Below are 19,062 nucleotides of genomic sequence, written 5' to 3'. Positions count from 1 at the left end.
CGCTCGCACCGCGGACACCACCGTCAGAACCCGAGGAGTGCCATCATGGCCCCAGACCGTGGAGACCTCTGGCACGACAACCCCTTCCCGCTGAGCCCGGTCGTGCGGCTCGGCCCGGTGTCCGACCTCGGGGAGTCGGCGGCGGTGGCGGCCGACTCGGGCAACGCCCACCTCGACACCCCGCTCGTCACCGACCTGCAGGCCCTGGTCGCCGACTACTTCGCGCCACCCTCCGCGGGCGGCCGGCGCGGGCGGGTCGTCGCCCTGGTGGGCGGGTTCGGCCTGGGAAAGAGCCACGCGCTGCGCCGCACCTACCAGACGGTGCGCGAGCGGCACGGCGACGCGGCGATGTGGATCGTGGACGAGCCGGCGCAGGACATGGGGCGGCTCTACCGCGACCGGCTGCGCGGCCCCGCCGACACCCCGCAGGGCCGGCAGGCCTTCGAGGAACTGGTGCGCGACTACTACGCCTACGTCACCGCAGAGTGGGTCGGCGGCGAGCAGGACGATCCACGCCGCGGCACGCTGCGGGAGATCGCGGCGGGGCTGCGCGACCGCACGCTCGACCCCGACAAGGTCGTCTCGGCGCTGCGCTACGACCCCGAGGTGATCCACGCCGACCTGCGCGGCACGCTCGGCGAGGTGACCGAGCACCGCCGGTTCGCCACCGCGCTCGCGCTGTTGCTGCAACCGCCGTTCCGCCGCATGGTGTGGAACTGGCTGAGCGGCGAGGAGCCCGCCGAGCCGCTGCGCGAACGCGGCATCACCGAGGCCATCGGCCCGCAGCAGGGGCGGGCGGACACCGTGGCCGGCATCGACCGGGTCTTCGACGCGCTCGCCGTACAGGGCTTCCTGCACGGCCGCGTCGGCAACCCGTACGTGCTGCTGCTGGACTCCCTGGAGAAGGTGCTGGAATGGCCGCAGGAGGCCCGGCGCACCTTCTTCGACGCCTTCGAGCGCCTGGTCAACATCTGTGCGAGCCACGGCGGTCTGCTGGTCTTCTGCACCTCCCCGGCCGGGTTGCAGGCGCTGCGCGGCAGCGTGCACGAGCGGGTGGTGCAGCTGTGGGCGAACGGCCTGGACGGCCGCGACACCCGCGAGCTGGTCTCCCGTTACCTGGCCGCCGCGGGGACGACGGGCACCGGGCCGTTCGACGAGGAGGCGCTGCGGCTGCTGCCGGAGCTGACCGAGGGCGTGCCCCGGGAGGTCCTCAAGACGTGCCGGCAGGCCTGGCAGCTCGCCGAGGACGAGCAGGGCGCGGTGCGGCGGGTGCCGGGGACGGCGGTCCTGGCGGCGGTGCGGCAGCTGCACGAGCGGGTGGCGTACCGGCAGGTGCTCGCCGACCTGCACGAGGCGCTGGACGTCGGGCAGTGGCGGATCGCCTCCCGCGACCCGGTGCCGGCCCGCCTGGCCCGCTCCCCGGGCGGCCGGGAGGAGGTCGTGTACTGGCTCTCCCCCGCCCCCGACGCCTACATCGCGGTGATCTACGGCCGGTCGGTGCTGCTCGCCGACGACGCCGAGCGGGTCGCCGCCCATGTGCTCGGGCTGCGCAGCGCGGTACGGCCGTACCGGCTGGAGGTGCTGCTGGTGGTCAACGGCCTGGTTTCGCAGGCGATGCAGGACCGGCTGGGACGGGCCATCGGGTCCCGGCCACTGGTGTACCGGCAGGGCGGTTTCGGCCTGAGCGCGCACGACGCCCTGCTGCAACTGGAACGGCGCCTGGTGGAGGAGCGGCGCGAGGAGGATCTGCTGGAGCTGGGCGAACGGATGCGCCGCGACCTGGAGTTGCAGACCGCCCGGCTGGACGAGATGCAGCGCACACTGGCCGGCCTGGCCCTGGACACCCGGCCCGCGACCACGCCGCAGGCCACCCTCCAGCGCGGCGAAAGCGAGCCGGACACCGCGGCGTTGCCGGGACCGGTGCGACGCCGGTTCCGGGACGCGCTGGCCATGCTGGAGTCGGTCACCGGGCGGGTCGCGGGCCGCACAGCGGGGCGTGCGGCGGCGACCCCGGCCGATCTGAGCGTGCTGGGCTGCGCCACGCTGGTGCGGGAGCTGACGGAGCGCTTCCGCGGGGCGGTCGCCGCCTGGGCCGCCGCGACCGTGCCCGGCGCCGCGCCGACCGAGGCCGAGCTCGGAGAACTGCGCCGGATCTGCCGGGAGTACGAGAGCGCGGTGGAGGTGCTGCCGGTCCATCTCCTCGGCGGCGCCGACCAGCGTCACCGTCTCACCCCGGCCCGCACGGTGGAGTCGCTGGCGGAGGAGGTGTGGGGGACGCTCAGCGCGGCGTGGTGAACCGTCCGGCGGCGGGCGCATCCCGCAGGGCGCGGGCCAGGCCCGCCAGGCGCTGTTCGGCGTTGCCGACCTGCCGCTGGTCGAGGGTGACGCCCAGCAGGAAGGCGTGCGGCGAGGTCCAGTGCACGTACACGGCGCCCTCCTGCACATCCAGGACGAGCCGGTCCAGGGGCGCGCGGCCGGGGGCGGGCGGGGTGATCAGGCCGAGCGCGTCGGTCAGGCGTACGACGTGGCCGCGCAGGCTGCGCGAGAGGTCGCGGTAGGCGGTGCGCCGGGTGCGCACGCTGACGTCGATGAAGCGGGGGCCGAGCTCCCCGGCGTCGAAGACGTCGCCGACGCAGACCAGCGTCCAGTCGCGGTAGTAGCCGGCGTAGTGCAGGTCGGCGGGGTTGACGTGGCTGCGCCACAGGTCGCGCAGGCGTTCCTCGTAGACGGTGTCGGCGGCCGCGGCCGTGCCGAAGTCGATCCGCGGGCCTTCGGGGGCCGGGAGGGCGGTGAGGTGCGGCTTGGCCACGGGGTCGCCGCCGAGCCGTTCGTCGGGCAGCGAGTGGATCTCCGTGCGGATGCGGGTGACCAGCCGGTTCATGGCGGCGTCGGCGTCGGGCACGCCGTCGCCCAGGTCAGTCACGGCTGCGAGGAACTCGCCGGGCCGGGCGCGGCCGCCCCACAGGCCGCCGCGGGGGCCCGCGACCACGGTGCGCATCAACTCGCCGGTGCCCAGCGGGCGCAGCACCAGGCCGAGGTCCTGGGCGCACAGCAGCAGCCGGCTGCCCGGCAGGGACTCGCCGGACTCCTCGTCGCCGGGCTCGGTGAGCAGGCTGCTGAGCGGGGCGAGGGGGGCGCGCAGGACCGCGAAGTCGAGGATGCCGTTGCTGTAGTGGCACAGGCTGCGTATCGACGGTGTGGCGGCGACGGTCTCCTCGCACATGCCGGTGATCACGCCGTGCCGCTTGACGGTCCAGTGCGACTGCTTCAGCGTGCTGGTGCGCTGGGGTGCGGGAGCTGCCACGGGTACGCGCCTTTCGGTGGGGTGGGGCGGGGTGCGGGTGTTGCGGTGCGGGCCGTGGGGCCGGGTGAGGGTGCTGGGGTGCGGGGCCGTGAGGCCAGGTGCGGGTGCTTGGGTGCGGGCCGTTAGGCCAAGTGCGGGTGCTTGGGTGCGGCCGTGGGGTCCGGCCGGGTGGGGTCTAAAGGCCGGGCAGCTCCAGGTCGATGTCGTATCCGGAGGGCGGCGCCGGGCGGGCGCTGCCGGTGCCGGTGAGGTGGTCGAGGTGCAGGGCGACCCGCCGTCCGTCGGGCCGGTCCGCGACGCCGAGGTCGCCGAGCCGGGTCAGGGCGGAGCGGGCCAGCTCGACGGCCTCGTCCGTGCGGCCGGCCGCGGCGAGCGTGGCGGCCAGGGAGTTCTCGGCGGCGGCCACCCACGGGTGGGCGCTGCCCAGCTTGTGGCCGAGCAGGTTGAGACCGGCGCGGCCCGCCTCCTCGGCCGCCCGCGCCTCGCCCATGTTCCGCAGGTGGACGCCCTGCCGTACGTGGCACAGGCCGGTGTAGGGGTGGCCGGCGCCGAAGGTGCGGGCGAAGATGCCGGCGCACTGGCGGGCCTGTGCCTCGGCCTCCTCGTGTTTGCCGAGGGCGCCGAGGTCGGCGGCGTAACTGAACTGGCAGCGCAGGGTGTCGAAGCGGGAGGCGCCGAAGCGGGCGAGGTACTCGGTCAGGGCGCGCCGGTCGCGTTCGTGGGCGCGTTCGTAGCCGTAGCGGGGGTCCTTGACGGCGGGGAAGCCGTCGGCGAGGCGGCGTTCGCCGACGGCGAGGCCGACCTCGGTCCACAGCCGGTCGCGGCCCCAGGAGTCGCCGAGCCGGCGCAGCCGCCGGCGCAGCAGGTCGCGGGCCTCGCCGTCGCGGCCGGTGGCCCGCAGCAGGTAGGCGAGCAGGTCGGCGGAGTCCCAGGCGACCGGGTCGTCCTCGCCGCCGACGGCCTGCCGGTGGCGGAAGCGGTCCTGGATGCGGGTCAGGGCGTCGCTCGTGCGGCCGGTGAGCGCCTCGGTGAGCGCGAGGTTGTGCTCGACCTGCACGGTCGCCGGATGCTGCCGGCCGAGCAGCAGCGTCAACCCGTCGAGGGCGGGCCGCAGTTCGAGCAGGGCGTCCTCGAAGCGGCCGAGGGCGCGCAGCGTGGCGGCGTAGGAGTCGGCGGACAGCAGGGTGCGCGGGTGGGTGATGCCGAGCAGCCGGCGGTGGCCGAGCAGGGCGTCCTGGGCGAGGCGGCGGGAGGCGTCGTAGTCGCCGCGCAACCGGTGGGCGCGGGCGGTGAGGTTGAGCAGCCGCAGATACTCGGGCGACTGCTCGTCGTCGTCGCGGTGCCAGGCGTCGCGCGCCTGGGCGGCGATGTCGAGGAGGCGTTCCAGGTCGGCGGCCTCGGCGCGCTGGCTGAGCGCGTTGAGGTGGCGCAGCAGGGAGCGGCGCACCCGGGGGCGCGTGTCCTCCCACAGGCGCAGTGAGTACACCTCGCGGGCCCAGTCGGCGGGCAGGTCCTGGCTCTCCTGCGGCGCGTACTCGGCGAGGATGCCGCGCAGCACCGACTCGATGTGCTCGCGTTCGGTGTCGCTCATGCCGGCGCGGATCAGGTCGCGCAGCCCGTGGTGCTGGGCGAGCGGCTGGGCGGCGCGGTCGAAGTCGACGTCGAGGAGTCCCACTTGGGCGAGCGCCCACAGGGCGACGCTGACCATGTGCTCGTCGGGCAGCTGCACGTCGTCGGGGTGGCGGGGGTCGTCGGTGCGGGGATCCACGACGTCGTCGTCACGGGCGAGTTCGGACAGGATCCGGCGCGAGCGCAACAGCTCCAGGCCCATGCCCCGGCCGGTGAGCAGGGAGGCGGCGTCCAGCAGCCAGCCGAGCGCGTCACGGTGCGGGGACTCCGAACGCCAGGCGGCGGCACCCGGCGTGGTGCGGGCGACCCGCCGCGCCACCTGCACCATCACGGCGACCGGGGTGGCCGCCTCGCCGCGCCGCTGCAGCTCCGTCTTGCCGGCCCGGTATTCGGCGAGGACGTCACGCACGGCGTCGCGCACGGCGGCGTCGGTCGTGAGGTGGTCGTGGCGGCGGTGCCCGGCGGCCCGCTCGGCCAGGCAGTGCGCGGCCAGATGCAGGGCGTGCGGCACGAAGTCGACGACACTGCCGACCTGCCCGGCCTGTCCCTCGCCGATCTCCGGCACCCGCTCGGCGAGCAGCGCGCGGCTCTCCTCCGCCGTCATGGGCGGCATGGGGTACGACGTGAGACGCGGACGCCGGCCGAGGGGAGGACGGGGGGCGGCGTGGCCGGCGCCGTCAGGGGCGACGGTCTGCTCTGCGGCGCCTTCCCGCGACTCCTCGCCGTCCACGACGGCTTCTCTTCCGTCCGTCCCGGTCCCTGCCCCGTCCTCCTGCCCCGCCGCCCGCGTCCGTTCCGCCGTCGCCGGGGCGGTGCGGCTGGTGATCAGGACGTGGCCGTGGGCGTGCGGGGAGGGCAGAAGGCCGGTGAGGGTGGACAGGTCGGCGACGCCGTCGTAGATCAGGAGCCAGCTGGTCGGCTCGTCGGCGCGGGAGAGGCGGCCGAGCAGGCGGGGGATCGCGTCGCCGGAGGTGTCGGCCGGTCCGAGGCCGTCGTGCGGGCTGTCGAGGCAGCCCGCGAGGCGGCGCAGACCGCGTTCGACGCGCCGGCGTTCCCAGGCCCGCACCCACCACACGATGTCGTAGCCGGAGCCGTAGCGGTGGCACAGCTCGTGCGCGGCCTCGCTCTTGCCCCAGCCGCCGGCCCCGTGCAGCACCAGGCACGCACCGTCCAGCCCGGCGGCGCGCAGCCGGTCCTCCACCGTGGCGAGCAGCTCGTCGCGGCCGATGAAACCCCGGTTGCGGGGGCCGATGTTGTTCGTCTCGGGAAGGCGGGGGAAGCGCGCGGCGCCCGGCGCCTCGCCGGACGGACGGGGGTCGAGCCCGAGGCCGGTGTACAGCAGCCGGAGCGCCTCCTCCTCCCCCGCCTCGCGCAGGTCGATCCGTTCGTGGTGGGCGGCTTCGGCGTACGGGAACGGCTCGTCGACGAGGACGATCCGCACGTCGGTGTGGGACAGCGCGCCGATCTGGGCGAGCAGCGTCTCGTCGGTGCCGTCGGGTGCGAGGAAGAGCAACGCGCCTCCGCGCTCGGGGCGTTCGCCGGTGTAGGTGTCGGCGCGGCGCGTCTGCGTGCGCACGCCCTTGGCGGCGAGCCGGTCGCGCACCCAGGCCGCCCAGGGGGCGTGCCGGGCGGAGTGGACGACGGTGACCTCGTTCAGCCGTGGGGCGCGGCGGGCGCGCAGCCAGTCGGCGAGCCGCTCGTAATAGGGGCGCAGCCCGATGACCGTGCCCGCGCCCTCGGACCGGACCGCGAGGCTGCGCACGTCCTGGTACAGCGGGTTGTAGGGGATCTCCAGGAAAGGGATGTCGGTCTCCCCGAGCGTCGCGGCGAGCGGTCCGAACCGCCGCCGTACGCGTTCACGGGCGTCGCGCAGCCGGTCGTGGACGCGCACGTCGCTCTTGAGGCCGAGGGTGAGCACCCGCACGGGCCGGCGGGCGCGGGCGGTGAGGTCCTCGGCGAGGGCGGCGGCGCCGTCGATGGACCACGCGGTCATCGCGAAGCAGACGACGAGCGCGTCGGCCGGCGCCGCGGTCCGGGCAGGTTCGTCGGCGTCGGGGGTGTCCGGTACGGGAGCTTCGATCAGGACATGGTCGTAGGCGGCGGCGACGGGATCGTCGGCGAGGGGCCGGTCGGGGTGCGGGCGCCCGGTGGTGACCCGGCCGGGCACGGGCTGCGGCAGCCGAGCGGGGTCCGGAGCGCCGGTGCGGCCGTCGACGAGCAGCACGCTGCGGCCGGCCTCGGCGAGGATGTCCGCGACGTTGCGCAGGGTCGTGCTCAGGCCGACGTTCTCGGAGGCGGCGACGAAGACGGCGAACGGACCTGTGCGGTCGGTGGAGTTGACGTCGGGCATGACCTCTCCGCTCGGCGCGGCGCGACGGGACGGTGCGATGGGGAAGGCGGCGGTACGGCGGCGGGGCGGGGGCGGTGCCGGACCGCGCCGGGACCGCCCTCCGCAAGGACAAAACGGACGCTCGGGGGGTGACAGTACAGGGCGTGGCCGGTGGCGTCACGGCCGCGGCTCCGTGTCCCGGCGTTCACTGGCTCTCTTTGTGTCCGGTGACGAACGGGTCGCCCTCGGCGCAGCTGTCGTGGACCCGGCGCAGCAGCTCTCCCAGCACGGAACCGGGCAGGGCGGCGACGTCGTCGGGCGTGAGCGCGGCGATGTCCAGGACGACGGACTCCACGTCGCCCGCCACGCCGTCGCCGCACGCGGCGCGCATCTCGGCGGGGGCGGTGCCCTCGGCTGCTTCCACGGGGTCACTCCCTGGGTCTCGTGGCCGGGCCTCCCGGACCACCGAGCGGCCGCGGGGACGCGGGGCCGCGCCGGTGGCCGTCGTTTCAGCGTAACGCCGGGGCCCCCGGCGGCGGCAGCGTCCGGACGGCATCGGTACGGCCAACTGCCGCGCCTCCCACCTGCGTTGTCTCATTAGCGATGTTGACGGTGTGTCGGGAACCCCCGAATACTGGTCGGCATACGGGCCGGACGGGCTGTGCCTGACGCCCGTAGCAGGCGGGGCCCGTGGCGAGGCCGTCGGGGGGAAGCGGATGAGTCGACCGCCACTGCGCCACGCCGAGCCGCCGTGGCCCACCGCCGCCGACGTGGCGGCGCGACGGGCGGCCGGCTGGCAGCCGTATCCGCTGGACTCGTTCGTCCTCAAGGTCCACAGCCGTTGCGACCTCGCGTGCGACTACTGCTACATGTACCGGGCGCAGGACACCGGTTGGCGCCGACAGCCGCGCACCATGGCCCCGGCCACGGTGGAACGCACGGCGCGCCGCATCGCCGAACATCTCGCCGCGCACGGCGTGCGCGAGGCGGGCGTGGTGCTGCACGGCGGCGAGCCGCTGCTGGCCGGCGACCGCGCGCTCGCCGACACGGTGGGCACGCTGCGCGCGGCCGTCGGCGACGCCGTGCGGCTGCACCTGTCGGTGCAGACCAACGGGGTGCGGCTGACCCGGCAACGGCTCGACCTCTTCGGCGAGTTGGGGCTGCGGATCGGAGTCAGCACGGACGGCGGGCGCGCGGCCCACGACCGGCACCGGCGCGGCGCGGACGGCGGCGGCAGCCACGCCCGGGTGGCCGCGGCGCTGCGGCTGCTCGCGAGCGAGCCCTACCGCCCCCTGTTCGCGGGGCTGCTGTGCACGGTCGACCTGGCGAACGACCCGGTGCGCACGTACGAGGAGTTGCTGGCGTACGCCCCGCCCGTCGTCGACTTCCTGCTGCCGCTGGGGACCTGGCACAGCCCGCCGCCCGGGGTGGACACCGCCGGCCGGCGCACCCCGTACGCCGACTGGCTGTGGGCCGTCTTCGTGCGCTGGTACGGCGCGCCGGTGAAGGAGACCGGGGTGCGGCTGCTGGACGACCTGACGGCGCTGCTGCTCGGCGCCCCCGCGCGCACCGAGTCGCTGGGCCTGTCCCCGGTGCGCTACGCGGTGGTGGAGACGGACGGCTCCCTCGCACAGGACGACGCGCTGCGCACGGCGTACGACGGGGCCGCGCGGACCGGTCTGGACGTGTGGCGGCACTCCTTCGACACGCTGCTCGGCCACCCGGGGATCGCGGCGCGCCAGTGGGGTGCCGACGGGCTGTGCGCGCCCTGCCGCGCCTGCGCCCTGCACCGGGTGTGCGGCGGCGGCCACTACGCCACCCGCTACCGCCGCTCCACCGGCTTCGCCAACCCGAGCGTGTACTGCGCCGACCTGGCCGAACTGATCCGACGCGTACGGCGACGGCTCGCAGCGGACCTGCCGGGCGCGGCCCGGCGCGCCGAGCCGCTCACCGTCGAAGGCGTCGACGGCACCGACCACCCGGTGCGCCCGGCCCCCGTCCTCGACCGCGGTGACACCCCGAAGCCGATGACCGCGGAGGTGGGATGACGCCGTCGCCGTACCGGATGCCGGGCGCGCTGTTCGACGCGGTCGCCGCGGGCGGCGGCGGGGCCGAGGCGCTGCGGCTGCTGGCCCGCGCCGAGCACAGCCGGCGCCTGGCCTGCGCGTGGGCCGTGGCGGACGCGGCGGGCCGCACCGGCGGCCGGGTCGCGCAGGAGGCCGCGCACGCCTGGGAACTGCTCACCGCGGCCGCGCACACCGCGCCGGACGCGGCGGCGGCCGTCCTGACGCATCCGACCGCCGGGCCCGCGCTGTTCGAGGTGCTGTCCCGGCTGACGCGGCCGCGACCGGGCGAGGAGCCGCCGATGGGCCGGTTCACGGCGCTGGCCGCCGCCGCGGCGGTGCGCGCGGGACTGCCGGGGTGTACGGCGTTGCCGGTGGACGGGCCGTGGGTGGCGCTGCCCGCGCTGGGCCGGGCCCGTTTCCCGGGGGCACGCGCCGGCGACCGGGCGGAGGTGCGCACCGGAGCCGAGGGCCACGCGCGGATCGTGCTGCGTGCGGCGGACGGCACGGAGGACGCGGTGGCGGTGCCCCCGGCGCCGTACCGGGGCAGCGGCCGCTGGCACGGGCCGCATCTGCTGGCCACGCTGGAGGGCGGGGCGCCGCTGCTGCTGGACGTGGTGGACCGGCCGTCGTTCCCGCACGCCGCCGACCGCCCCGACGGCATCGGCCCGCACGAGGCACGGGCGTGGGCGGCCGTGGCACGGGAGGCGTGCGCGCTGCTGCGCGCCGGCCATCCGGAGGTGTACGAGGAGCTGGCGGCGGGCGAGCGCCTGCTGGTGCCGCTGGCCCGGCCGGGGCCCGGCATCGCCAGCGGCAGCAGCGCGGAGACCTTCGGCTGTGTGGCGCTGTCGCTGCCGCGGACGGCGGCGGGGTTCGCGGTGACCGTGGCGCACGAGATGCAGCACAACAAGTTCGCGGCGCTGCTGCACCTCTTCGACCTGTTCCACCCGGGCGGACCGGAGCGCTTCTACGCCCCGTGGCGTCCCGACCCGCGCCCGCTGCTGGGGCTGTTCCACGGGGCGTACGCGCATCTGGGCGTGGCCAGGTTCTGGGCCCGCCGCCGTGAGCGGGAGCCCGAGCCGCGCGCCCGCTTCGAGGCGCACGTGCAGTTCGCCCGCTGGCGACTGGCCGCCCACGAGGCCACGCTCGTCCTGCTCGCGTCGGACCGCCTGACGCCCCTGGGCCGCCGCTTCGCCGACCGCATGCTCGCCACCCTGGACACCCTGTGCCGCCTGCCGGTCCCGGCGGCGGCGGTCCACCGAGCGGAATCCGCGGCCCGCGCCCACCGCGCCGCCTGGCACGACCGGCACGGGGGGCACGGGGGGCCGGAGGGGGAGCGGATGCTGTCGGCGTGACCGAGAGAGCGGGCGCTGAAGAAAAAAGACCCCTGCGATGCAGGGGTCTCACTGGTGTCCGAGGGGGGACTTGAACCCCCACGCCCGATAAAGGGCACTAGCACCTCAAGCTAGCGCGTCTGCCATTCCGCCACCCGGACAAGGTGTCTGCCGCTCGGCGGGGGGCTTCCCCGCGGCGACGAGGACAACCATACCAAGGTTTCGCAGCGCCTTTCACCTGCGTATCCGTGCGGTGGGCGCGGTGCGGACGGGGCCGAAGAGGGCCGTCACCGTGGGCGTCCGGGCGGTCACTCCTCGCCCGTCACGAGCGTCCGCAGCGCCCGGACCAGCGTCGCCGCCGTGTCGTCGTCCAGGGGGGCGAGGAAGCGGCGCTCGGCGGCACGGCGGGCCTCTTCCGCGCCGCGCAGGCAGTCCCGGCCGGTCTCGGTCAGTTCGACGATGTTCTTGCGGCGGTCCAGGGGGCTGCGCCGGCGCCGTACCAGGCCGTGCTCCTCCAGCCCGTCGATCAGCGCGACCATCGTCGTGCGGTCGATGCCGAGCCGGGCCGCCGCCTCCACCTGCGACAGCGGTTCGTCGCCGGCGAGGACGACCAGGACGGCAAGCTCGTGGCCGTCCACCCCGTGGGGCGCCAGGGCCTCGGCGGAGACACGGGTGAAGCGGGCCTGTGCATGCTTGAGGAGATAGCCGAGCCGGGACTCGAGCGGCGCGGGCTGCTGATCGCTGACCATCCCCCGACTGTATTCGGTAAACTGATTGTCAGTTCTGCTGATGATTTACTAGGCTGATCGTCATGACCACTGTGCGGTTCGGCCTGAAGACCACCCCCATGCACGTGTCCTACGAGGACATCCGCCGCGTCTGGCTCGAGGCCGACGCCGTGCCGGAGATCGAGGACGCATGGCTGTGGGACCACCTGCTGCCGGTCGCGGGCCCAGCGGACGGCGAGGTCCACGAGGGCTGGACGCTGCTCAGCGCGCTCGCCGCGCAGACGGAGCGACTGCGGCTCGGGCTGCTGGTCACGAGCAACCGGATCCGGCCGCCGGCCCTCCTGGGCAAGATGGCCTCCACCCTCGACGTGATCTCCGGCGGCCGGCTCGTCCTCGGGCTCGGGGTCGGGGGCACGCACCAGCCGCCCGGCGCGGGCGGGATGGCCGGGGCCAACCCGGCGATCGCGGAGTACGCGGCGTACGGGCTCGACCTGGTGCCGCCCGCCGAAGGCATCGCCCGGCTCGCGGAGACCGCCGAGATCCTGAGGCGGATGTGGACGCAGGACGTCTTCGACTTCGAGGGCCGCCATTACCGGCTCACGGGCACCCGCAACGAGCCCAAGCCCGTGCAGCGGCCGGGGCCCCCGCTGCTCATCGGCGGCTGGGGCACCCGGCTGCTGCGGCTGGTGGCCGAGCACGCGGACGCCTGGAACGTCCCCGGGCCACCGCACAACAGCGTGGAGTTCGTCGCCGAGCGCTCCCGCGTCCTCGACGCGCACTGCGCCGACCTGGGGCGCGACCCGCGGGAGATCGAGCGTTCGGTTCAGGTGCTCGTGTCCTACGACGACCCGGCGGCGACCCGCGAGACGGTCGCCGCGCTGGTCGCCGTCGGGATGAACCACATCGTGCTCAGCCTGCCCCGGCCCTATCCGGACGAGGTCGCCCGGTGGCTGGTCGACGAGATCATCGCCGGTTCCCTCTGAGCGCCTCCGCCAGTGTCACGGCATCAGCTGGTACTCCGGGAAGTTCCCCGGCAGCCGCTCCCCCGGCGGGCCTTGGGTCACCGCGCGGACCAGCAGGTCGCCGCCGACGAACGCGCCCCGCCAGGACGCGCCGAAGCCGCCGAACAGCTCGTCGCGGTCGCCGCGGGAGCGGGGCACGCCGTGGCCGGCCTTGAACGCGCGGATCTGCGGGGCCAGCCGGTCGAAGGTGGCCCGGTCGTCGGTGGACAGGGTGGCCACCAGCGCGCCGTTGGAGGCGTTCATCGCGGCCAGCAGTTCGGCCTCGGTGTCGACCAGGACGATCGTGTCGACCGGGCCGAAGGGTTCGGCGTGGTGGAGAGGGGAGGACGGGGGCGGGTTCAGGAGGGTGACCGGGGGGACGTACGCCGAGGTGTCCTGGCCGGGCAGGAGGCGGGCGCCCTCCATGCTGCCGCGGTACAGCGGCACCGCGCCCCGGTCGACGGCGTGGGCGACCTGGTCGGTCAGCTCCTTGGCCTTGGCGGCGTTGATCAGCGGCCCGAAGTCGAGCGCGGGGAAGGGGTCGCCGGGGTGCTCGACGGCCAGCGGGTGACCGAAGCGCAGTGCGCGCACGGCCGGCAGGTACACCGCCAGGAACGCGTCGAACAGCGTGCGCTGGACGACGAAGCGCGGGTAGGCCGTGCAGCGCTGCTTGCCGTAGTCGAAGAGCTTCGGCAGGGCGGCCGCCAGCGCGGCGAAGTCCGAGTACTCCCAGACCCCCCAGGTGTTGAGTCCCTCCTGTTCCAGTACGTGCCGCTTGCCCAGGTCGGCGACGGCGGTGGCTACCGCGGCGCCGGTGCCGCGGCCGCCGACGAAGGAGACGCAGCCGATCTCCGGGGCCCGCAGGAGCGCCTCGGACAGCTCGCCTCCGCTGCCGCTGACCAGGGTGACGGGAACGCCCTCGCGGGCGGCGAGCGCGCAGGCCAGGGTCAGGCAGGCGACACCGCCGTCCGTCGGGGTCTTGGCGACGACCGCGTTGCCCGCCAGGGCCTGCACGAGGAGGGCGTGCACGAGCACGCTCATCGGGTAGTTCCAGCTGGCGATGTTGGACACCGGGCCGTCGAGCGGGGCCCGGCCGGCCAGCATCCCTTCGATGCCGTCGGTGTACCAGCGCACGCCGTCGATCGCCCGGTCCACGTCCGCCCGCGCCGCCGCCCAGGGTTTGCCGATCTCCCGGACCAGGAGCAGGGCGAGCAGGTCGCGGTGGGCGGCGAGGGCGTCCAGGGTGGCCGCGACGCGGGCGCGCCGCTCGGCGAGCGGGACGTGCCGCCAGGCGCGGTGCTGGTCGAGAGCGGCGCGGACCGCGCGGCGAGCGGTGCCGCCGTCGAGCCGGGGCGGGCCGGCGACGGGCGTGCCGTCGACGGGGCTGGTGGCGGGCAGCACCCGGCCGTCGGCGTGCCAGCGGGCGTCCCAGAGGTTGAGCACGCGGTCGTCACGGAAGGCCTCCGGTGCGGCGGCGAGACAGCGCTGCCAGGCGTCGGCCCAGGAGGTGCCGGCCTTCAGGATCAGGGGCGGCGCGGGTTCCTGCGAGGTCAGGGTCATGGCGGTCTCCCTCACCGGGTCGCGTCGAGCGTGGAGTCGAGCGCGGACAGCACCAGTCGTGCCGTGTGGGTCGGGGTGTCGCCGACCCGCACCCCGGCCGCCTCCAGTGCCTGCTTCTTCGCCGCGGCCGTACCCGAGGAGCCGGAGACGATCGCGCCCGCGTGGCCCATGGTCTTTCCCTCGGGGGCGGTGAAGCCGGCGACGTAGCCGACGACCGGTTTGGTGACGTGGTCGCGGATGTAGGCGGCCGCCCGTTCCTCCGCGTCGCCGCCGATCTCCCCGATGAGGACGATCAGGTCGGTGTCGGGGTCGTCCTCGAAGGCGGCGAGGCAGTCGATGTGCGTGGTGCCGGCGACCGGGTCGCCGCCGATGCCGACGCATGTGGAGAAGCCGATGTCGCGCAGTTCGTACATGAGCTGGTAGGTGAGGGTGCCGGACTTGGAGACCAGGCCGACGCGGCCCGGTTTGGTGATGTCGGCGGGGATGATGCCCGCGTTGGACCGACCGGGGCTGATGAGTCCGGGGCAGTTGGGGCCGATGATCCGCGTGCCCCGGTTCTTCGCGTACGCCGTGAAGGTGACCGTGTCGTGGACCGGGATGCCCTCGGTGATGACGACGGCGAGGCCGATCCCGGCGTCCGCGGCTTCCAGGACGGCCGCCTTGGCGAAGGCGGGGGGGACGAAGACGACGGTGACGTCGGCGCCGGTTTCGGCGATGCCCTCGGCGACGGAGCCGAAGACGGGGACGGCACGGTCGCCGAAGTCGACGGTGTGGCCCGCCTTGCGCGGGTTGACGCCGCCGACGACGTCCGTGCCGGCCGCGAGCATGCGGCGGGTGTGCTTCATGCCTTCCCCGCCGGTCATGCCCTGGACGAGGACCTTGCTGTCCTGCGTGAGGTAAATGGCCATGTCGTCCCGTCTCCTCAGGCCGTGGTGGCGAGTTCGGCGGCGCGGCGGGCGGCACCGTCCATGGTGGGGATCTGCTGCACCAGCGGATGGGCGCGCTCGTCCAGGAGGGCGCGGCCGCGGACGGCGTTGTTGCCGTCGAGGCGCACCACGAGCGGCTTGGTCAGCCTGATGCGGTCGACCGCTCGGAGGATGCCGTCGGCGACCGCGTCGCAGGCGGTGATGCCGCCGAAGACGTTGACGAGCACCGACTTCACGGCCGGGTCGGACAGCACGACCGCCAGTCCGTCCGCCATGACCCGCGCGGACGCCCCGCCGCCGATGTCGAGGAAGTTGGCGGGGCGGGCGCCGCAGCCGGCGACGACGTCGAGGGTCGACATGACGAGCCCGGCACCGTTGCCGATGACGCCGACCTCGCCGTCGAGCTTGACGTAGTTCAGGCCCTTCGCGGCGGCCGCCGCCTCCAGCGGGTCGTCGTGTCCCAGGTCGCCGGAACCCCATCGCGCCTGCCGGAAGCGGGCGTTGTCGTCCAGGGTGACCTTGCCGTCGAGGGCGAGGATCTGTCCCTGGCGGGTGCGCACGAGCGGGTTGACCTCGACGAGCAGCGCGTCCTCGCGGACGAGGACCTGCCACAGCCGTACGAGGGGATCGACGGCCTGGGCCGGCAGCCCGGCCGCCGCGGCGATCTCGGCCGCCTTCACCGAGGTGACACCCTCGGCCGGGTCGACGGGGACGCGCGCCACGGCCTCGGGGCGGCTCGCGGCGACCTCCTCGATCTCCGTGCCGCCCTCGGCGGAGGCGATCGCGAGGAAGCCGCCGGCCGCACGGTCGAGGACGTAGGAGACGTAGAACTCGTCCTCGATGTCGACCGGTTGGGCGAGCATGACCGTGCGGACGGTGTGGCCCTTGATGACCATGCCGAGGATCTGACGTGCCGTGCGTTCGGCTGCGGCGGGGTCGGCGGCGAGCCTCACCCCGCCCGCCTTGCCACGCCCGCCCGTCTTGACCTGGGCCTTCACCACCACACGCCCGCCGAGCCGGCGGGCGATCTCGCGCGCTCGGTCCGCCGAGTCCGTGACCTCCGCTCTCGGCACCAAGATGCCGTGTTCCGCGAAGAGTTCCCTTGCCTGGTGTTCGTACAGGTCCATTCCGGCTCCTGTCGTGAAAGTGCCGCACGCCCCCTGGACACCACCCACCGGATGCGGGATAACAAGGTTCATACAGTATTCGTCGACTGTATGCAATGTACGAAGAGCCCCTACTGAAGGGACGGGACGTCGCATGCCCGACGACAACCAGGACCTGATCTCCGGTGGTCACCTCGTCGCCAAGGCGCTCAAAGCGGAGGGTGTCGACCGCATCTACACCCTGTGCGGCGGCCACATCATCGACATCTATGACGGCTGCGTCGACGAGGGCATAGAAGTCGTCGACGTCCGGCACGAACAGGTCGCCGCCCACGCCGCCGACGGCTACGCCCGCATCACCGGCAGGCCGGGCTGCGCCGTCGTCACCGCCGGCCCCGGCACCACCGACGCGGTCACGGGGGTCGCCAACGCCTTCCGGGCCGAGTCACCCATGCTGCTGATCGGCGGCCAAGGAGCGCTCACCCAGCACAAGATGGGGTCCCTGCAGGACCTGCCGCACGTCGACATGATGACGCCGGTCACCAAGTTCGCGGCGACCGTGCCGGACACGGCCCGCGCGGCCGATATGGTGTCGATGGCGTTCCGCGAGTGCTTCCACGGTGCTCCGGGGCCGTCCTTCCTGGAGATCCCGCGTGACGTGCTCGACGCCAAGGTGCCGGCGTCGACGGCGCGGGTGCCCGAGTCCGGTGCCTACCGGGCCTCGACGCGCTCGGCCGGCGACCCCGAGGCGGTCGAGATCCTCGCCGACCTGCTGGTGCACGCCGAGAAGCCGGCCGTCCTGCTGGGCAGCCAGGTGTGGACGACCCGCGGCACCGAGGCCGCGATCGAGCTGGTGCGCACCCTCGACATCCCCGCCTACATGAACGGCGCCGGCCGCGGCACCCTCCCACCCGGCGACCCGCACCACTTCCAGCTCTCCCGCCGGTACGCCTTCTCCAACGCCGACGTCATCGTGATCGTCGGCACCCCCTTCGACTTCCGCATGGGCTACGGCAAGCGCCTCTCCCCCGAGGCCACGGTCGTGCAGATCGACCTGGACTACCGCACGGTCGGCAAGAACCGCGACATCGGCCTCGGGATCGTGGGGGACGCCGGACTGGTGCTGAAGTCGGTCACGGAGGCGGCCTCCGGGCGCATCAACGGGAGCGCCGCCAAGCGCAAGGAGTGGCTGGACGAGCTGCGCGCCGCCGAGCAGACCGCGCTCGAGAAGCGGCTGCCGCAGCTCAAGTCCGACGCCTCGCCGATCCACCCCTACCGGCTCGTCAGCGAGATCAACGACTTCCTCACCGAGGACTCGGTCTACATCGGCGACGGCGGCGACATCGTCACCTTCTCCGGCCAGGTCGTGCAGCCGAAGTCACCCGGCCACTGGATGGACCCGGGCCCGCTCGGCACCCTCGGCGTCGGCATCCCGTTCGTGCTGGCCGCCAAGCAGGCCCGCCCGGACAAGGAGGTCGTCGCCCTCTTCGGCGACGGCGCCTTCTCGCTGACCGGCTGGGACTTCGAGACGCTGGTGCGCTACGACCTGCCCTTCGTCGGGATCGTCGGCAACAACTCCTCGATGAACCAGATCCGTTACGGCCAGTCCGCCACGTACGGCAAGGAACGCGAGCGGGTCGGCAACACCCTCGGCGACGTGCCCTACGACAAGTTCGCACAGATCCTCGGTGGCTACGGCGAGGAGGTCCGCCACCCCGCCGACATCGGCCCGGCGCTGCGCCGCGCCCGTGAGTCCGGCAAGCCCTCGCTGATCAACGTGTGGGTCGACCCGGACGCGTACGCCCCCGGAACCATGAACCAGACGATGTACAAGTGAGGTGAACGGCCATGACCGCCAAGGCACTTGACGGCATCCGCGTCCTCGACATGACGCACGTCCAGTCCGGGCCGTCCGCGACCCAGCTGCTCGCCTGGCTCGGCGCCGACGTGATCAAACTGGAGGCGCCGACCGGGGACATCACGCGGGGGCAACTGCGCGACCTGCCGGACGTGGACTCCCTGTACTTCACGATGCTCAACTGCAACAAGCGCAGCATCACCCTGAACACCAAGACCGAGCGCGGCAAGGAGATCCTCACCGACCTGATCCGCCGCGCGGACGTGATGGTGGAGAACTTCGGGCCGGGCGCGGTCGACCGGATGGGCTTCACCTGGGAGCGCATCCAGGAGATCAACCCGCGGATCGTCTACGCCTCCATCAAGGGCTTCGGCGAGGGCCCCTACACCAACTTCAAGGCGTACGAGGTCGTCGCGCAGGCCATGGGCGGGTCGATGGCCACCACCGGCTTCGAGGACGGTCCGCCGCTGGCGACCGGCGCCCAGATCGGCGACTCGGGTACCGGTGTGCACACCGTCGCGGGCATTCTCGCGGCGCTGTTCCAGCGGGAGCGCACCGGACGCGGGCAGCGGGTCAACGTGGCCATGCAGCACGCGGTGCTCAACCTGTGCCGGGTGAAGCTGCGCGACCAGCAGCGCCTCGCCCACGGGCCGCTCGCCGAGTACCCGAACGACGACTTCGGCGACGAGGTGCCCCGCTCCGGCAACGCCTCCGGCGGCGGCCAGCCCGGCTGGGCGGTCAAGTGCGCGCCGGGCGGCCCCAACGACTACGTGTACGTCATCGTGCAGCCCGTCGGCTGGCGGCCGATCAGTGAGCTGATCGGCCGGCCCGAACTCGCCGACGATCCCGAGTGGGCGACGCCCGAGGCGCGGCTGCCGAAGCTGAACAAGATGTTCCAGCTGATCGAGGAGTGGTCCTCGACGCTGCCCAAGTGGGAGGTGCTGGAGCGGCTCAACGCGCACAACATCCCGTGCGGGCCGATCCTGTCCACCAAGGAGATCATCGAGGACGCCTCGCTGGTCGCCAACGAGATGATCGTGCGCGTCCCTCACCCCGAGCGGGGTGAGTTCGTCACGGTCGGCAGCCCGCTGAAGCTGTCCGACTCGCCCGTCGAGGTCACCGGCTCCCCGCTGCTCGGCGAGCACAACGCCGAGGTGTACGTGGGCGAACTTGGGCTGGATGACGAGGAGTTGCGCCTGCTGAAGTCGGACGGGGTGATCTGAG

At 74.1% G+C, this 19,062-nt stretch carries 13 protein-coding genes and 1 tRNA gene; 6 read left to right on the top strand and 8 right to left on the bottom strand.

Annotated elements, in window-relative coordinates; genetic code table 11:
* The first annotated feature begins 45 nt into the window (after window positions 1-45).
* A complete protein-coding gene (locus ACZ67Q_RS02330; protein WP_471175308.1) occupies window positions 46-2,295 on the top strand; it encodes a hypothetical protein in 2,250 nt (749 codons plus the stop codon).
* Here the strand turns inward: ACZ67Q_RS02330 and ACZ67Q_RS02325 are convergent.
* The 3 genes from ACZ67Q_RS02325 to fxsA all read right to left on the bottom strand — a co-directional run bounded on the left by ACZ67Q_RS02325 (window position 2,279) and on the right by fxsA (window position 7,686).
* Window positions 2,279-3,304, bottom strand: coding sequence for a hypothetical protein (locus ACZ67Q_RS02325; RefSeq protein ID WP_471175306.1), 1,026 nt, complete (start codon window positions 3,302-3,304; stop codon window positions 2,279-2,281). The two genes, ACZ67Q_RS02330 and ACZ67Q_RS02325, sit on opposite strands and share 17 nt — an antisense overlap.
* A gap of 175 nt (window positions 3,305-3,479) precedes the next feature.
* Window positions 3,480-7,283 carry an FxSxx-COOH system tetratricopeptide repeat protein gene (fxsT, locus tag ACZ67Q_RS02320; protein ID WP_471175304.1) on the bottom strand — a complete coding sequence of 1,268 codons (3,804 nt, stop codon included), beginning with the start codon at window positions 7,281-7,283 and terminating at the stop codon, window positions 3,480-3,482.
* Between the two features lie 184 nt (window positions 7,284-7,467).
* Window positions 7,468-7,686 carry an FxSxx-COOH cyclophane-containing RiPP peptide gene (gene fxsA / locus ACZ67Q_RS02315; RefSeq protein ID WP_471175302.1) on the bottom strand — a complete coding sequence of 73 codons (219 nt, stop codon included), beginning with the start codon at window positions 7,684-7,686 and terminating at the stop codon, window positions 7,468-7,470.
* Window positions 7,687-7,978: 292 nt separating this feature from the next.
* On the opposite strand from fxsA, the gene ACZ67Q_RS02310 reads away from it, so the two are divergent.
* Together ACZ67Q_RS02310 and ACZ67Q_RS02305 are read left to right on the top strand one after the other, a co-directional pair.
* Window positions 7,979-9,310, top strand: coding sequence for an FxsB family cyclophane-forming radical SAM/SPASM peptide maturase (locus ACZ67Q_RS02310; protein WP_471175300.1), 1,332 nt, complete (start codon window positions 7,979-7,981; stop codon window positions 9,308-9,310).
* Window positions 9,307-10,680 carry an aKG-HExxH-type peptide beta-hydroxylase gene (locus ACZ67Q_RS02305; protein ID WP_471175298.1) on the top strand — a complete coding sequence of 458 codons (1,374 nt, stop codon included), beginning with the start codon at window positions 9,307-9,309 and terminating at the stop codon, window positions 10,678-10,680. Before ACZ67Q_RS02310 ends, ACZ67Q_RS02305 begins: the two co-directional genes overlap by 4 nt.
* A 52-nt stretch (window positions 10,681-10,732) precedes the next feature.
* Here ACZ67Q_RS02305 and ACZ67Q_RS02300 read toward each other — a convergent pair.
* Together ACZ67Q_RS02300 and ACZ67Q_RS02295 are read right to left on the bottom strand one after the other, a co-directional pair.
* A tRNA-Leu gene (locus tag ACZ67Q_RS02300) sits at window positions 10,733-10,820 on the bottom strand.
* A 147-nt stretch (window positions 10,821-10,967) separates the two neighbouring features.
* Window positions 10,968-11,408, bottom strand: a complete 441-nt coding sequence (locus tag ACZ67Q_RS02295; RefSeq protein WP_471175296.1) for a MarR family winged helix-turn-helix transcriptional regulator — start codon at window positions 11,406-11,408, stop codon at window positions 10,968-10,970.
* A 62-nt stretch (window positions 11,409-11,470) separates the two neighbouring features.
* Between ACZ67Q_RS02295 and ACZ67Q_RS02290 the strand changes: the two genes are divergently transcribed.
* Window positions 11,471-12,370 (top strand): LLM class flavin-dependent oxidoreductase, encoded by a 900-nt coding sequence (locus tag ACZ67Q_RS02290; protein ID WP_471175294.1) that lies wholly within the window; start codon window positions 11,471-11,473, stop codon window positions 12,368-12,370.
* A gap of 15 nt (window positions 12,371-12,385) precedes the next feature.
* On the opposite strand, the gene ACZ67Q_RS02285 is transcribed toward ACZ67Q_RS02290, so the two are convergent.
* From ACZ67Q_RS02285 to sucC, 3 genes are read right to left on the bottom strand one after another with little or no spacing between them, the layout of a single operon-like run.
* Window positions 12,386-13,948, bottom strand: coding sequence for an aldehyde dehydrogenase family protein (locus ACZ67Q_RS02285; RefSeq protein WP_471175292.1), 1,563 nt, complete (start codon window positions 13,946-13,948; stop codon window positions 12,386-12,388).
* Window positions 13,949-13,959: 11 nt separating this feature from the next.
* Window positions 13,960-14,856: a succinate--CoA ligase subunit alpha gene (gene sucD, locus ACZ67Q_RS02280; RefSeq protein ID WP_471175290.1), complete on the bottom strand. Its 897-nt coding sequence runs from the start codon at window positions 14,854-14,856 to the stop codon at window positions 13,960-13,962.
* 14 nt (window positions 14,857-14,870) lie between these two features.
* Window positions 14,871-16,001, bottom strand: coding sequence for an ADP-forming succinate--CoA ligase subunit beta (gene sucC, locus ACZ67Q_RS02275; RefSeq protein WP_471175288.1), 1,131 nt, complete (start codon window positions 15,999-16,001; stop codon window positions 14,871-14,873).
* 133 nt (window positions 16,002-16,134) lie between these two features.
* Here sucC and ACZ67Q_RS02270 point away from each other — a divergent pair, with 133 nt between their 5' ends.
* Window positions 16,135-17,817, top strand: coding sequence for a thiamine pyrophosphate-binding protein (locus tag ACZ67Q_RS02270; protein WP_471175286.1), 1,683 nt, complete (start codon window positions 16,135-16,137; stop codon window positions 17,815-17,817).
* An 11-nt stretch (window positions 17,818-17,828) separates the two neighbouring features.
* A complete protein-coding gene (gene frc / locus ACZ67Q_RS02265; protein ID WP_471175284.1) occupies window positions 17,829-19,061 on the top strand; it encodes a formyl-CoA transferase in 1,233 nt (410 codons plus the stop codon).
* Window position 19,062: the final 1 nt, after the last annotated feature.

Source organism: Streptomyces sp. NPDC036813 (assembly GCF_055609245.1).
Note: the sequence above shows the minus strand (reverse complement) of the source record. Positions and strands in the feature narration are given on the sequence as shown.